The following is a 14,529-nucleotide window of genomic DNA, read 5'->3' as shown; positions in this document are numbered from 1 at the left end:
AAAATACAATAACGCAGCGATCGAGACGCGTAAAGGAATACATAGGCCAGACGGCCTAGGGATAACCCGCTGGCGGTTTTTCCCGCTAGCACTGGGTTAAAATTGCCGCAAACGCGATTAGAGGTATTGAATGCAAAATCCCGATCTTCCAGAAGTGCATGTTTCGTCGCCGCTGCCCAAGGTGGAGCGTCTGCGCCTGCACGACACCGTCGTCGATCATTTGCGCGGCTTCATCGTCGAAGGCCTGCTGGCACCGGGCGTGAAGCTCAACGAGCGCAAGCTGTGCGAGACGCTCGGCATTTCGCGCACGCCGCTTCGCGAGGCATTGAAGGTGCTGGCCGCCGAAGGCCTGATCGAGATCTCGCCGAACCGGGGCGCATCGGTATCGCAGATGAGCGAGTTCGAAATACGAGAGATGTTCGAGTTGATGAGCGGGCTGGAGGCCTTTTCAGGCGAACTCGCATGCGAGCGCATTACGCCGCTCGAAATCGCGGAGATCAAGGCGCTGCACTACGCGATGCTCGCGTGCCGCGCACAAAACGATCTCTCCGGCTATTACAGCCGCAATCAGGCGATTCACGACAAGATCAACGAGGCCGCGCGCAACACGGCCTTGCGCCAGACCTATGTGTCGATCAACCGGCGTTTGATGGCACTGCGTTTTCGCTCGAATTTCCAGACGCCGAAATGGGACAGCGCCATTCGCGATCATGAAGAGATGATCGAGGCGCTCGAGACCCGCGACGGCAGGCGCATGGGCGAGATTCTGCGCAAGCATCTGCTGTCCAAGCGCGATGCGGTGCTCGCCGAGCGCACCATGACAACGGTGAAACCCGCGACGCAGAAAAAGCGTGCGGCGGACAAGTCGGCAGCGGATGAGCGCTAGCGAATAGAACGGTTGCGCGATTCCTCAAAAGGTAGGGGTACGATACCGGCTCACGGCCGCCAGAGCCTGCAAACGGGGAAAACGTTGACCAGGATTCGAGCAGCATGCATTGCGCTGGGCGCGGTGCTCGTCATCACGGACTTCACTTTCTATCACTCGTCGGACTTCGAGACTGCGCAGGCCGCAATGGACCGCCAGACGGTCGACTGCCTCACGCGTGGACTCACGCGTGACGAGAAAGTCGGCATCGCCCGACTGACCGCGCTGCACGATCGCGAGGGGCTGGCTCCCATCTACGGCGATGTTCTCGCGCGTTGCGTCGTGCGTTCCGATCAATGGGACCGCCGTCCTCAACTCGTAACGAGTGGGCCCCAGCTTCTTTCCCAACACCCCGAATTCAGGCCCATGCTCAACACGAGCACGATGGAACTGGCGCGGCGCCCCTGATACGGCGCGCATCGATCAAGCCGTCAGACCGCTGCCCGCGCCGAGATGAACCTCGGCGCGTGAGCTCGCCGCATGCGCGCCCAGCACGGCAATCTCATGCTGCGTGTAATGCGTGACCGGCGCAATGGCCGCAAGCGCGGCGGTGATGACGATGGCGACGATGCTGATCGAGATGGCGTTCATGTTCGGCTCCTTTGGCTGGCTGACGTTGCTGGGTCGTTTGCTGTCGATGTGAGGCATTGTCGTCGCGCAGAGTTAGCGGCGAATGAGCATCGCAGCGCGGCGACCATGCAGAACGCCGGAGTAAGATCGGCATGCAATCGACCATCGCGCAAACGGCATCCAAAATGCATTCGACCATCGACACATCGACCGCCACCCTCGAACTGCCCTTCAAGAGGCCTTTCGACTGGATGCGCATGCTGACATTCATCGGCGGGCGCGCGTCCGCGGGCGTCGAGTCGGTCGAGGGCGGCGTGTATCGACGCGCGATCGAATGGCAAGGCGACGACGGCACTGTCGACGTCAGGCCGCATGAAAGCAGGCATCGGCTCGTCGTGCATGTCGATGGCGCAGCGGCACGCCACGCCGGCGCGCTCGCCGCGCCGCTCGCGCGCATGTTCGATCTGCATGCCGATCCCCGCGAAATCGCCCGATGCCTCGGGGCTGACCCCATGCTCGCGCCGCTCGTCGCGTCCGCACCCGGCCTGCGCGTGCCGGGCGCGTGGTCCGGCTTCGAACTCGTGGTGCGGACGATCGTCGGACAACAGGTGAGCGTGAAAGGCGCCTCGACGATCATGAGCCGCATCGTGCAGCGCGCGGGAAGAAGGATCGACGGCCACCCGCACGAAGGCACCGCGTGGCGTTTTCCCACGCCCGCCGAGCTCGCCGTTGCGGACCTGCAGAAGATCGGCATGCCGACGAAGCGCATCGAGACCGTGCAACGCTTCGCACACGCGGTGGCAACGGGCGCGCTGCCGCTCGATGAGCACGGCGCCGATCTCGAATGCCTGAAGCGCGACATGCTCTCGATGCCGGGCATCGGGCCGTGGACCGTCGGCTATGTCGCGATGCGTGCGCTACGCGATCCCGACGCGTGGCCGGACGCCGATCTCGTTCTCATGCAGGCGATCGCGCGCCGCGATCCGTCGCTTGCAAGGCCCGTCCTGCAGCGTGCGCGCACCGAACGCTGGCGTCCGTGGCGCGCCTATGCGGCCATGCACCTGTGGAACGGCGTGGCGATGGAAACGGGACTTGCACGCGGCGGCTGATATCGCATGCATTCGATTAGATCGCATCTTGCGTGCAATACGCATGCATGCAAACTGAAAAATAGACTAATCTGCTTCGAGAGACCGGGCGCCGCCGCGGGCGCGTATCCGCGTGCGCAGCGCAGGGACAGGATACGAAGCAGCGCTGACGAAACGCCATCGGGAGACGCTCATGAACGCATCGTCCCTTGACGCGCAAGACATCAAGAACGAACACGCGGCATCGCCGACGACGGCCGCGTCCGACATGCCGATCGCGCCACGCGTGCAGAAGATCGTCGTCGCGATACACGGCATTGGCAATCAGTTGCACAGCGACACGGTGCGTTCCGTGGCGAGCCAGTTCGGTGCGCGCTACGACCCGCCGCTGCCTGTCATGCCGCTCGGCTATTTCGACATCGCGGGCGTCGGTGAAGTGGACGTCCGCCAGCTCGATCTTCCGCAGGGCGGCCCCTACACAGCCGAGCAGCGCGACTTCTATTCCGCGCTCGGTTTCGCGGAAGTATATTGGGCCGACATTCCGCGCGAGGTCGTGAAGCAGGACGACACGCTCGAGGAAAGCAAGGCATGGGGACTTTCGATCGTGAGTCGCGCGCAGGCCGCCTATATGCTCAACGTCGACGAACGCAAGCTCGAGCCCGCCGATTTCTCGCTTGCGTCGGGCGTCGTCGAGGAGGTCATCGAAACGGTGGCCGTCATGCAAAGCCTGCTCGCGGTTACCGAGAAGGCCGGCATCTTCAAGTTCGATCTCGCGCCGATGCTCCGCGATTATGTCGGCGACGTGCAGCTGGTCGCGGATTTCAGGCAGCATCGCGAGACGATCGTCTTTCGGTTTCATCGCGTAATGGAGCGGCTCGTCGCGCTCGCCACCGCGCGCTGCCAATGCGCGCCCGAGGTATATATCGTCGCGCACAGTGAGGGAACCGTCATCAGCTTTCTCGGCATTCTGCAGGCGCTGTCCACACCGACCGTGTCGGACCCGAAGGACGGCAAGCAGGTCATCAGCACCGACTGGGTGCAAAGTCTGCGCGGCTTCATGACCATCGGCTCGCCGATCGACAAGCACATCCTGCTATGGCCGAAACTCTGGGAAGGCATGGCGCTGAAAAGCGACATGCAGGGCGATGCCGTGACGCAAGCGGAACGTCCGGGCGGACCGATCACGCTGCCCTCGCGCATCAGGTGGCGCAACTATTACGACTTCGGCGATCCGGTCGGCTTCGCACTCGATACGGCGCGCGCCTATCTCGATCATCGCGGCTGCCGTGCGTTCGAGTTCGAACCGGTGCATGACATCGGCTTCTCGCGCTACTGGTTGCCAGGCAAGGCGCATACGGACTACTGGACCGATGGCGATGTCTTCGGCCACTTCATCGAGAACGTCGTGCTCGACAAAGACACGGCAAAAGCCCCGCAAAACAGGCGCTTTCGTGGCATCGTGAGCACGGCGATTCCTTATCTGCTGAGCTTCTCGCTGCATCTTCTCGCGGTGTTCTTCATTTACAAAGCCGTCACGGCATCGTCCGATTCGGGCGCGGGGGGCACGAGCACCGCGCCCGAGTTCATCTATCTCACACGCTCGGTGTTCGCACTCGCATGCCTGCTGATGGGAACGACGGTCGCCGCGCGCCTTCCGCGTCTCGTGAAGGCGCGCGGCGTGAGACGCACGGGCGCGTGGCTGCGCTGGCGCATCGTCGCGCTTCTGGCGTTCGTCGCAGGCGCGCTGATCTTCTGGTTCGTGCTCTTGAGCGGCGTGGCCGCGTTTCTCGCGAGTCCGTTTGCGGACTTTGTGCATCGCGATGTCGCCGATCCTGCCGTCGGCAAGGCTGTATTCGTGCTCGCGGGACTGGTGTGCGCGTTGAGCGGATGGCTCGCTCCGCGCAAACCGCATTGGGGACGGCGCATTCTCGTTGCGCTCGGCACGCTGATGATGGTGTTGATCGTCGGCGTGAGGTTATGGGGCGATCTGGCGGGCAAGCAGTTATGGCCCGTCGTGCTCGGCGGTGCATTCTTTCTCTATGCGTGGTGGCTCGCGATTCTGATCTTCGATCTCGCGTTCGTGTGGCATCGCTATGTGCGCAACTCAGTCGCGCTCGATACGCTGCGTGCATGGCGCGAGAACCGATGCGATGCGCAGCCGAAGCCAATCATGTCGATGCGGGCGAAGGCTGCGCCTAAGTAATGCGGACCGATGCGAAGTTATCCATGCAGCACGAGTTTCTGCACTCGCCAGTTGAGCAACTCCGCGACGAACAACGTGTTCTCCGCCGGACACGCCATCTCGTGAATCCATCCGAACTGCTTCAGTTGCTTGCCCGATCGACCGAGCACGCCGAGCAGTTTCCCATCGAGCGATAACTTGTAGATGCGGCCGGGAAACGCATCGGCGCAATACAACACCTGATTCGGCCCCGGCGATATGCAAATGGCCCAAGGCGATCCCGGCGCAAACGTGCCCGCTGCAATTGCCGCTTCATCGGGCATGTTGCCGATAGCCGGGCGCGCATCCGACGGCACGGGCACGTCGATCGTGAATTGCCGCTGAAAATTCCCTTCGCCGTCGAAGACCTGAATGCGCCGGTTACTGCGATCGGCAACATAGACCATGCCGTTTCTATCGACTGCAATGCTATGCGGCGTATGGAACTGCCCCGGCTCCTTGCCGCGCTCGCCCCACGACTTGAGCCAGTTGCCGTCCTTGTCGACCTTCGCGACGCGCGAGTTGATGTATCCGTCGCTGATATACGTATTGCCCGCGGTATCCCAAGCGACATCTGTCACCTGTCGAAAGCGTCCGGGCTCCGAAGGCAGCGGCGGATTCGGATGCTTGAGCGGCGCGGTCTCTTCGTCCGATGCCTCCTGCTTGCGTCCGAACACCATCGCGACGCGGCCTTCGGGCGTGAACTTGATGATCATGTCCGAGCCCTTGTCGGTGACCCAGACGTTGTCCTGCCGATCCACCTTGACCGTATGCGCAAACGACCACGCATAAAGATTATGGCCGATCTCGCGCACGAAGCGGCCGTTGCGATCGAATTCGAGCAGCTGGGCCGCGGCTGCGCCGTATGCGGGACCGATGCTATTGCCGCGCGAAAGCACGAAGATATGCCCCGCCGAATTGAGCGCGACGCCAGAGCATTCGCCGAAGTAGACGTCGCGCGGCAAACGCACCGGATCGGGAACGGAATCGTAGGCTATGGCCGGCACGTCGTTGTCGGCGTACGCGAGATGCGGAAAGAGCGCGAGCGCGGCAGCGCCCTGGACCCCTTGGGCCGCGAGCATCAGGAAGCGCCGGCGGCTTGCAGCGCCCGGCGCGATGTCGCAACATGGGCAGTACATCGGGTGTCGAAGACTCACTGTTACCCTCCTCTTGTTCGTCGCCTGCAATGATGAACACCGATGGCCGGCTTGCTTCGCGATGCGAGAGGAAGTGTAGTGCATGAACCGCATTATTCACATCCGCGTGCTTTTATCGCTTTCAATGCTGAAAGGACATCATGACCGAATCCTGGCAATATCAAGTTCGAATCCGCCTCGCGCCCGAGTACGCAGCCTTGGCGCGTCAGGACCCGGCGAACGAAAAGCTTGCGCCGATCAACACGCTGCTCATGCGGCACGGCGCTCATATGAAATGCCAGTACGACGCCTTCGCCGACTACGTGGCGCAAGCGCAACGCGACGGCGTCGAACACTATCCGCTTTATCGCTGGACGCGCGAAACCATCGAGAATCCCGCTAAGAAAGCGAAATATCTGGAAGCGTTCACGCTCTATGTGAATGGCGATGAAGTCTATGACAAGGCGCTCGCCGATGCACTGGAAGCCGATCTTCAATCGCTCAGAAGCGATGCGCTCATCGATATCCGCAAGTTCGACACGAACCCCGCGCACAATCCGCAACCGCCTTCGTATAACAATTCATGAGGTTGACGCCTTGCATCGCGCACGCTAAGGTTTGGTAAATCAACCAAACATGGATCGCGCCCCGTGCAGGATCGTCGACAGTCCATACTCGAAGCCGCGCTCGCCACATTGCGCGAAGAAGGCTATTCGGGCTTCACGCAACCGCGCGTCGCTGCGCGCGCGGGCGTGCGGCAGAGTCATCTCACGTACTATTTTCCGACGCGCCTCGCATTGATCGAAGCCGTAGCACGCACCGCAATCGACGGCCAGCTCGCCGCTGTCGATGCCTTTGCGGGCGAAGCGTCTGCCAAGGTCACGGCTGCATCGATCGCCAATGTCGCGATGCGCCATGAGAACACCCGCGTATTGATGGCGCTCGCGCAAGCCGCCGACGAAGAGCCGACCATACGCAGCCTCTTTCGCGAGCTCGCGGAAGGCGTCGCTGTGCGGATCACGCGCATGCTCGAAGCGATGGGCCTCGCCGTCACGAAAGAGCATGTGTCAATGGTGCACGCGCTCGTCGTCGGGCTTGCGGTCATCGATCTCGCGGTCGGCCGCGCGGACGGCAAGCGCCGCGCGAGCAGCGCAATCGAATTGTTGTTTTCATTGTTGCCGCCCGCCGAACCGAAAACGTCATAAGCGCAGTAGTCACGCCTTGCGCGCGTCGAGCCATTCGACGATATTGCGCACCGTATCGCCATAAAACGTGCGATACAACTCCTGCGCGACATAGCCGATATGCGGCGTCGCCAGCACGTTCGGTAGCGCGCGCAGCGGGTCGTTCGCCGCGAGCGGCTCTTCGTCGTACACGTCGATGGCCGCGCCCGCGAGCCTCCCCGACTTCAACGCATCGACCAGCGCCGCGCTATCGACGATCGGGCCGCGCGATGTGTTCACGATATGACTCGTCGGCTTCATCTGCGCGAGCTCCTTCTCGCCGACGAGATGACGCGTGCGCTCGCTCAGGCGCAGGTGAACCGTGAGCACATCGGAGGTACTGAAGAGCGTGTCCTTGTCGACGAGTTGCACGCCCTTTTCTTCGGCGCGCTCGCGCGTGAGGTTCTGGCTCCACGCGATCACGTTCATGCGAAACGCGCGTCCGATCACGCCGACCGCCGATCCCACGCGCCCGAGTCCGAGCAGGCCGAGCGTCTTGCCCGCCAGTTCGGTCCCAAGGCCCACTTGCCAGCCGCCTTCCTTCAGCGAGCGGTTTTCGGCGGGAATATTGCGCATCATCGCGAGAATCAGCGCCCAGGTAAATTCGATCGTCGGCGTGGACGAGTAGCCCGTGTGACGCACTTCGATGCCGCGTGCGGCTGCGGCATCCAGATCGATCGATGCATTGGCCGCGCCCGTCGACGCGATCAGCTTCAGGTTCGGAAGATGGTCGATGATGTCGCGCGAGAACGGCGTGCGCTCGCGCATTGCACACACGACGTCGAAGGGGCGCAGGCGTTCGAGCAGCGCTTCGCGCCCGGCGATGTGATCGTTGAACACGGTGAGCGTCGCGCGCCCGTCGAGCGGCGACCAGTCGGCCATGGAAAGCGCGATGTTCTGATAGTCGTCGAGAACGGCGACTTTGATCGGGTTGGATGGGGTCATGGGGATTTCGTTTGTTATGACGAATGGAGTGAACGGCAGGAGCTAGTGTGACGCAATGCGCGAATTCATGTCGCGCACGGCCGTCGCGAGCCTTTCTGAAATCCCGCAAAGCCTTGCGCCATAAGCGCTAGCGGGAATCCCAAATGCATGACATGGCGTGAAATAAGTTACCGCGGGACTTCGCGCGGCCCCTTCTCTATAGTCACTTCCGTCGCCACACGAAACGCAACGTGGCCTACAGAACCGAGAAGGACATCCCGTGAAAAACAGATCGACTTTCGCTTCAAACGGCCGCGTTGCCTCCGTCTGCGACGCGAGTTCCAGCAAGCGCCGCGTGCGCCATTTGCTCGTCGTCGCGGCCGCCGCCGCTCTCACGCTGTGCAGCAGTTCCGCCTTCGCCGGCTGGGCGCGCGGCGGCACGGCCTACACCGGCCGCGGCGAGTATCAGGGCGCGCACGTCGGCTCCTGCGGCGGCGGCAGTTGCTCGCATGCGGGCGGCGTCGAGAATCCGTGGGGCCGCGTCGCCACCAACTCAGGCACCGTGACGCGCACCGCGCCCGGCCAGTTCTCGAACTCCGGCACCGCCTACGGCCCGAACGGCCGCTCGGTGCAGCACGCGGGCGATACGAGCTGCGCCGGGGGAAGCTGCTCGCACACCGGCAGTGCGACCGGCCCGAACGGCAAGACCGCGACCGGCAGCGATACGGTGACGCGCACGGCGCCTGGACAGTACTCGTCGTCGGGCTCGGTGACCGGCCCGAACGGCAACACGTCGACGCACTCGGCATCGACGAACTGCGCGGGTTACACATGCAACCGCTCCGGCACCGTCAACACGGCGAACGGCGGGACGGTGACGCATTCAGGCAGCGCGACGAGCGTCGCGCCGGGCGTGGTCACCACCTCGGGCACGGCGACGGTCGCCAATGGCTCGCACAGCACGACGGTGGTCGGCGGCGGCACAGTCACGTCGAGCACGACGGTGGTGGCGACGGCGCCGGTCGTCACCGGAACCACAGTCGTTGCCGCGCCCGTGATCGTGCCGCCGCCCCCGCCGCCTTCGACGACCGTGGTGGTCGCACCTCCCCCGGCTTCGTCGACGGTCGTGGTGACGCCGCCCCCGCCGCCGGCCAAGACCGTCGTCGTCGCACCGCCGCCGGCAAAGACTGTGTATGTCGCGCCGGCTCCGGCTCCGGTCAAGACCGTGTATATCGCACCGCCGCCGCCCGCGAAGACCGTTTATGTCGTGCCGCACCGCGCGGTTCTGATCCCGGGCCACTGGGTCGGCAGATTCTGGATTCCCGCGCACTGGGCATAACAAGGACAGCAACATCTAAAGGCCGGCCGCATGCGCGCCGGCCTTCTCGTTTTGCGCGCGCCTCGCGTTACACTGCGGATCAACGCCGCTTTCGACACAGGCACGACGTGCTCGATGTCTTTCACGGCACGCAAGCAGTCGCCACCGTACGCTCACGACGAGACATCGCATGAAACGCCCGCATCTGCCTCGAGATCATGCGAAAGGCGTGCTGCACGACATCACCTGGACCGCCGGTCCCGTCGTGCTGGTCATTGCGACCATCGTCGCGCTTGTCTACTGGCTCGTCGATCCCGCGCCGCCGAAAACCATCACGATGAGCGCGGGCCAGCCCGACAGCTCGTTCTACGTCATCTCGCAGGAATATGCGAAGCTGCTCGCGCGCAGCGGCATCACGCTGAAAGTGCTGCCCTCGGACGGCTCCGTGCAGAACCTCGAACGACTGCTCGATCCGAAGCAGCACGTCGATCTTGCGCTCGTGCAGGGCGGCATTGCAACGAAGGAAGAAGCGTCGACGCTGATGTCGCTCGGCAGCGTGTCGTATGTGCCGCTCGTCGTCTTCTATCGCGGCAAGGGGCTCACGCTGCTGTCGCAACTGGAGGGCAAGCGCATCGCGATCGGCCGTGAAGGCAGCGGCACACGCATGCTTTCACTGAAGCTACTGGAGGCCAACGGCATCTATCCGGGCGGCACCACGCAGCTTCTGCCGACGGACGGGCTGCAAGCCGCCACGCAACTCGTCAGCAACGAAGCCGACGCGGTCTTTCTCTCCGGCGACTCCGCGACGCGCGGCCTGATGCTGCGCCTCTTGCGCGTGCCCGGCATCTCTGTGATGGACTTCAACGAAGCACGCGCCTATACGCGCCTTTTCCCTTATCTCGACGAAATCGAACTGCCGCCCGGCGTACTCGATCTCGGCCGGCGCATCCCGCCGCAGGCCGTGCATCTGATCAGTCCGACGGTCGAGCTGATTGCGCGGCCGACCCTGCATCCGGCGCTGTCCGACCTGCTCATCGAAGCGGCGCAGGAAGTGCACGGTACGGCTGGCTTGCTGCAGCGCACAGGTCAGTTTCCGAGTCCTGTCGCGCACGAGTTTCCCATCAGCGAGGATGCCAGCCGCTATTACCGCTCCGGCAAGAGCTTCCTGTATCGGACGCTGCCGTTCTGGCTCGCGAATCTCGCGGATCGCGCGCTCGTGCTGTTGCTGCCCGCCGCCGTGCTGATCTTTCCCGCGCTGCGGCTCGTGCCCGCACTGTATCGCTGGCGCGTGCGCTCGCGCATCTATCGTTACTACGGCGCGTTAATCGCAGTGGAGCGCGGCGCGATGCGCGTCAACAACGAAGACGAGCGTCGCGCGCTGCTCGTCGAGCTCGATTACATCGAGGAATCGCTCGATACGCTCAGGTTGCCGCTCGCCTATGCCGATGCACTCTATGTCCTGCGCGAGCATGTCAGCTTCGTGCGCGCGCGTCTGACCGAAGCGGCGCGGCGGGAAAAAAGCACGGTCTAACCAAGGGTCAAGCGATGAAACTTCGTTCATGGTTCGCCATTGCATTGACGCTGTTGATGACGGCCTGCGCGAGCCTTCCGCCTCAAACCGGACGCGTGCAGACGCACGCCCTCACCGACACTGCCAACACGCGGCTCGGCACGGCCTTCGCGGCGAGCGAGGCTGCGCATCCCGGCGACAATGCGTTTCACTTGTTATCCGATGGCACGGATGCGCTCATCGCGCGCGTGATCCTCAGCGAGACCGCCGATCGCACGCTCGATCTCCAGTACTACATCTGGCACGACGATCTGACGGGCCGCGAAATGGCCGCGTCGATCATGCGTGCCGCCGATCGCGGCGTGCGGGTGCGCCTTTTGCTCGACGACCTCGGCACCAATGCCGACGATCAGTTCCTGCTCGCGCTCGCATCGCATCCTAACGTGCAGGTGCGCCTTTTCAATCCGGTGGCGAATCGCACCTTCAAGAAGCTCGGGTCCGCGGCCGAGTTCTTTCGCGTGAATCGTCGCATGCATAACAAGGCGCTCATCGCGGATAACCAGGCCGCGATTCTCGGCGGCCGCAATATCGGCGACGAGTACTTCGGCGCATCGAGCACGGTCGCCTTTGGCGATCTCGATGTGCTGGTGCACGGGCCTGTCGTGCGCGAGGTATCGAGTGCGTTCGATCTGTACTGGAACTCGGATGCGGCCTATCCGATCGATAACCTGATGCGACGTCACGCCGACCCTGACGCGCTTGCGGGTTATCGCGCGAAGCTCGATGCTTATCTTCTGTCGGAAGAGCATTCACCTTATGTGGCGCAAGTCCGTGAACGTCTCGCGAGCGTGATCCAGCGGCGCGACACCGAATTTTCGTGGGGCAAGGCGACGTTGCTCTACGACGATCCCGCGAAGATCACGCGTGCGCCCGGCGACACGGAAGGCCATTTAATGTCGCAATTCAAGGCATTGAATCTCGCTCCCGACAAGGACATGCTGATCGTGTCGCCCTATTTCGTGCCGCGCGAGGAAGGCGTGCGATGGCTGCGTTCGATGACATCGCGCGGCGTGCGCGTCACCGTGCTGACGAATTCCCTCGCCGCCACCGATGTCGCCGCGGTGCATGCGGGCTATCAGCGTTATCGCAAGGACATGCTCGAAGCGGGCGTGCGGCTCTACGAGTTGAAGCCCGTCGCATCGGCCGAAAGCGACAGAAGCGCGAAGAAGTCCACGTTCGGATCGTCGAAAGCGTCGCTGCATGCGAAGACATATGTGTTCGATCGCACGCGCATTTTTATCGGCTCGATGAATCTCGATCCGCGTTCCGTGGAGCTGAACACGGAAATCGGCGTCTATTGCGAAAGCGCGGAAGCGGCCGCGCAAGTGGCGGATGGAATCGGCACGAATATCGATCGCATCGCGTGGCGTGTCGAGTTGCACGATGACGGCAACGGCGGCACGCGCATGGTGTGGATCGACACCGACGCCAATGGCAACACGACCGAGCTCGACAGCGAGCCGGGCGTGTCTGCGTTCAAGCGCGCGGGCATCTGGATGCTGGGGATCCTGCCTATCGAATCGCAGTTGTAAGCCGCGCGCTGAGGGTCCTTCATCGCTGCATCATTTGAAGCCCGCGACCGCATGCGGCACATACGGCGCTTCGAGTTGCGCAATCTCGTCCGCCGTGAGATTCAGTGTCAACGCCGCGACCGCATCGCTCACATGATTCGGCTTCGATGCGCCGATGATCGGCGCCGTCACCGGCGCCTTCTGTGCGACCCACGCCAGCGCCACTTGCGCACGCGGCACGCCGCGCGCCTTCGCCACGGCCGCCACGGCTTCGACCACCGCGCGATCCGCATCGTCCGTGCGATAGAGCGTGCTGCCGAATGCATCCGACTCCTGCCGCTCGCTCGTCGCGTCCCAGTCGCGCGTAAGACGTCCGCGTGCCAGCGGACTCCACGGCAGCATGCCGATACCCTGGTCCTTGCAAAGCGGCACCATCTCCCGTTCTTCCTCGCGATACAGCAGATTCAAATGATTCTGCATCGTCTTGAACTCGACCCAGCCGTTCGCGCGCGATGTGTAGAGCGCCTTGCTGAACTGCCACGCATACATCGATGACGCGCCGATATAACGCGCCTTGCCCGCCTTCACGACGTCATGCAGCGCTTCGAGCGTCTCCTCGATGGGCGTGCCGTAATCCCAGCGATGGATCTGATAGAGATCGACGTAATCGGTGCCCAGGCGCTTCAGGCTGTTATCGATCTCGTTGAAGATCGCCTTGCGTGAGAGCCCCGCGCCATTCGGACCGGGACGCATGCGATTGAAGACTTTCGTCGCAATTACGATGTCATCGCGTTTCGTGAAGTCGCGCAGCGCGCGTCCGACGATTTCTTCAGACGTGCCGTCCGAATAGACGTTGGCCGTATCGAAGAAATTGATACCCGCTTCAAGCGCCTGCTTGATGAGCGGGCGACTCTTTTCCTCGTCCAGCGTCCACGGATGCGTCCCGCGATCGGGCACGCCGTAAGTCATGCAACCAAGACAAAGCCGCGATACGTCGAGGCCGGTCGAACCCAGTTTCACGTAATCCATCGTGCGAATCTCCTTGCAAACCGAAAGGCATGCGCGAATGCTTGCGCATGGCGACGAAACGCTAGACATTACCTCAGGTTGGCATCGCGTGCTTTGACGACCCTGACAGAACAACGCGATGTATTACTGTGCCGCGCGCCTGATTTCGTCGATGCTTGCTTCCGCGAGCCAGTGACAATAGCCGCCGAGCGTCGCGCGGTCGATGCTGTCGCGCTCGATATGCGCATACCCACCCGCGCGATAAATGTGTTTGGACCAGTAGCTATCTGTCTGCCACGCATGGACATGCAATACGTCGCTCGACAGCTTTCTGTCAGACGTAGGGAACGCGTCCAGCAGCCCGAGAGAGCAACGTTGCGGATACGTGCTGCGAAGCGCGAGCTCGCCCGCGTACATTGTGACCACCTGCTTGCACCATCCGGGCCACACGCCCTCGTACTCGCTAAACTCTTCGCGCCACAAGCGATTGCATGCTTGCATCTGCGCGATGAGAAAGTTCGTCACGCACTGCGCCGAACCGAGCACCGACGCACCGACGTTATGCATTCCAGAATGCGGATAACCCCATCGCGCGCTCACTTCCGATAACTTCACACGCACGTCATCCTGGTACGCATAGCCGCCCACGCCCGCGCACAGTCCCGATGGACGGAAGTCGCGCAAGGCGGGCGTGACGAATGTATCGCAATCGGTCTTGAGGACGAATTCGAAACGCTTGCACGCATCGAGCACGGGTTGCTCGATCAGGTTCGCGACGGAATTGATGAACTTGTAGCCGCTCCATTCGGAATGGCGTTGCGCATAGGGCACGCTGGGAATGATCGTGATGCGATCGTCGTCTGGCAACGCATTTGCGATGTCTGGATTGCACACCGCGATTATTCCGCTGCGCGAAATTACACCCGAATAAATCAGGCTCTTATAAAGCCAATCGAACGGCGGCCTCAAATCTGAAGTGCAACACCTGTCTCATATAAGGTGTTGCGATGAACGAAAGAACCCAGTACAAGCAAC

Annotated in this window: 14 protein-coding genes; 9 read left to right on the top strand and 5 right to left on the bottom strand. The window is 62.5% G+C overall.

What is annotated here, in order from left to right; all coding sequences use genetic code 11:
- The first annotated feature begins 130 nt into the window (after positions 1–130).
- Positions 131–886 carry a GntR family transcriptional regulator gene (locus NCR38_RS26795; RefSeq protein ID WP_061116394.1) on the top strand — a complete coding sequence of 252 codons (756 nt, stop codon included), beginning with the start codon at positions 131–133 and terminating at the stop codon, positions 884–886.
- Between the two features lie 84 nt (positions 887–970).
- Positions 971–1,333, top strand: coding sequence for a hypothetical protein (locus NCR38_RS26790; RefSeq protein WP_061116393.1), 363 nt, complete (start codon positions 971–973; stop codon positions 1,331–1,333).
- A gap of 15 nt (positions 1,334–1,348) precedes the next feature.
- Here NCR38_RS26790 and NCR38_RS26785 read toward each other — a convergent pair whose 3' ends face one another.
- Entirely contained in the window at positions 1,349–1,516 is a 168-nt protein-coding gene (locus NCR38_RS26785) for a hypothetical protein (RefSeq protein WP_250477831.1), read from the bottom strand.
- A 164-nt stretch (positions 1,517–1,680) separates the two neighbouring features.
- Here NCR38_RS26785 and NCR38_RS26780 point away from each other — a divergent pair, with 164 nt between their 5' ends.
- Positions 1,681–2,604, top strand: coding sequence for a DNA-3-methyladenine glycosylase (locus NCR38_RS26780; protein ID WP_061116533.1), 924 nt, complete (start codon positions 1,681–1,683; stop codon positions 2,602–2,604).
- Between the two features lie 172 nt (positions 2,605–2,776).
- Complete coding sequence (locus NCR38_RS26775) at positions 2,777–4,786, top strand: EI24 domain-containing protein (protein ID WP_061116532.1); 2,010 nt, start codon at positions 2,777–2,779, stop codon at positions 4,784–4,786.
- A 17-nt stretch (positions 4,787–4,803) separates the two neighbouring features.
- Here the strand turns inward: NCR38_RS26775 and NCR38_RS26770 are convergent, their stop codons facing one another.
- Entirely contained in the window at positions 4,804–5,943 is a 1,140-nt protein-coding gene (locus tag NCR38_RS26770) for a peptidyl-alpha-hydroxyglycine alpha-amidating lyase family protein (protein WP_409219311.1), read from the bottom strand.
- Between the two features lie 158 nt (positions 5,944–6,101).
- Between NCR38_RS26770 and NCR38_RS26765 the strand changes: the two genes are divergently transcribed.
- On the top strand, positions 6,102–6,527 hold the full coding sequence (locus tag NCR38_RS26765) for a hypothetical protein (RefSeq protein ID WP_061116390.1): 426 nt from the start codon (positions 6,102–6,104) through the stop codon (positions 6,525–6,527).
- A 63-nt stretch (positions 6,528–6,590) separates the two neighbouring features.
- Entirely contained in the window at positions 6,591–7,145 is a 555-nt protein-coding gene (locus tag NCR38_RS26760; protein WP_061116389.1) for a TetR/AcrR family transcriptional regulator, read from the top strand.
- Positions 7,146–7,154: 9 nt separating this feature from the next.
- On the opposite strand, the gene NCR38_RS26755 is transcribed toward NCR38_RS26760, so the two are convergent.
- Complete coding sequence (locus NCR38_RS26755) at positions 7,155–8,108, bottom strand: D-2-hydroxyacid dehydrogenase family protein (RefSeq protein WP_061116388.1); 954 nt, start codon at positions 8,106–8,108, stop codon at positions 7,155–7,157.
- A 259-nt stretch (positions 8,109–8,367) separates the two neighbouring features.
- On the opposite strand from NCR38_RS26755, the gene NCR38_RS26750 reads away from it, so the two are divergent.
- The 3 genes from NCR38_RS26750 (at position 8,368) to NCR38_RS26740 (ending at position 12,507) form a co-directional block, all read left to right on the top strand.
- Positions 8,368–9,426 carry a hypothetical protein gene (locus NCR38_RS26750; protein WP_061116387.1) on the top strand — a complete coding sequence of 353 codons (1,059 nt, stop codon included), beginning with the start codon at positions 8,368–8,370 and terminating at the stop codon, positions 9,424–9,426.
- 169 nt (positions 9,427–9,595) lie between these two features.
- Positions 9,596–10,936, top strand: a complete 1,341-nt coding sequence (locus tag NCR38_RS26745; RefSeq protein ID WP_061116386.1) for a TAXI family TRAP transporter solute-binding subunit — start codon at positions 9,596–9,598, stop codon at positions 10,934–10,936.
- A 14-nt stretch (positions 10,937–10,950) separates the two neighbouring features.
- Positions 10,951–12,507, top strand: coding sequence for a phospholipase D family protein (locus tag NCR38_RS26740; protein ID WP_061116385.1), 1,557 nt, complete (start codon positions 10,951–10,953; stop codon positions 12,505–12,507).
- A gap of 30 nt (positions 12,508–12,537) precedes the next feature.
- On the opposite strand, the gene NCR38_RS26735 is transcribed toward NCR38_RS26740, so the two are convergent.
- Together NCR38_RS26735 and NCR38_RS26730 are read right to left on the bottom strand one after the other, a co-directional pair.
- A complete protein-coding gene (locus NCR38_RS26735) occupies positions 12,538–13,515 on the bottom strand; it encodes an aldo/keto reductase (RefSeq protein WP_061116384.1) in 978 nt (325 codons plus the stop codon).
- 123 nt (positions 13,516–13,638) lie between these two features.
- Positions 13,639–14,388, bottom strand: a complete 750-nt coding sequence (locus tag NCR38_RS26730) for a hypothetical protein (RefSeq protein WP_250477830.1) — start codon at positions 14,386–14,388, stop codon at positions 13,639–13,641.
- Positions 14,389–14,529 lie beyond the last annotated feature (141 nt).

Origin of the sequence: Caballeronia sp. INML1, assembly GCF_023631085.1 — a bacterium.
Taxonomy (GTDB): domain Bacteria; phylum Pseudomonadota; class Gammaproteobacteria; order Burkholderiales; family Burkholderiaceae; genus Caballeronia; species Caballeronia turbans.
This window is presented reverse-complemented; position numbering and strand designations above follow the sequence as displayed.

Excerpts from the sequence above, each read along its gene's own strand:
- NCR38_RS26795 (WP_061116394.1), top strand. The coding sequence starts at position 131 with ATGCAAAATCCCGATCTTCCAGAAGTGCATGTTTCGTCGCCGCTGCCC.
- NCR38_RS26785 (WP_250477831.1), bottom strand. The coding sequence starts at position 1,516 with ATGAACGCCATCTCGATCAGCATCGTCGCCATCGTCATCACCGCCGCG.
- NCR38_RS26780 (WP_061116533.1), top strand. The coding sequence starts at position 1,681 with ATGCATTCGACCATCGACACATCGACCGCCACCCTCGAACTGCCCTTC.
- NCR38_RS26775 (WP_061116532.1), top strand. The coding sequence starts at position 2,777 with ATGAACGCATCGTCCCTTGACGCGCAAGACATCAAGAACGAACACGCG.
- NCR38_RS26770 (WP_409219311.1), bottom strand. The coding sequence starts at position 5,943 with ATGTACTGCCCATGTTGCGACATCGCGCCGGGCGCTGCAAGCCGCCGG.
- NCR38_RS26765 (WP_061116390.1), top strand. The coding sequence starts at position 6,102 with ATGACCGAATCCTGGCAATATCAAGTTCGAATCCGCCTCGCGCCCGAG.
- NCR38_RS26755 (WP_061116388.1), bottom strand. The coding sequence starts at position 8,108 with ATGACCCCATCCAACCCGATCAAAGTCGCCGTTCTCGACGACTATCAG.
- NCR38_RS26745 (WP_061116386.1), top strand. The coding sequence starts at position 9,596 with ATGAAACGCCCGCATCTGCCTCGAGATCATGCGAAAGGCGTGCTGCAC.
- NCR38_RS26740 (WP_061116385.1), top strand. The coding sequence starts at position 10,951 with ATGAAACTTCGTTCATGGTTCGCCATTGCATTGACGCTGTTGATGACG.
- NCR38_RS26735 (WP_061116384.1), bottom strand. The coding sequence starts at position 13,515 with ATGGATTACGTGAAACTGGGTTCGACCGGCCTCGACGTATCGCGGCTT.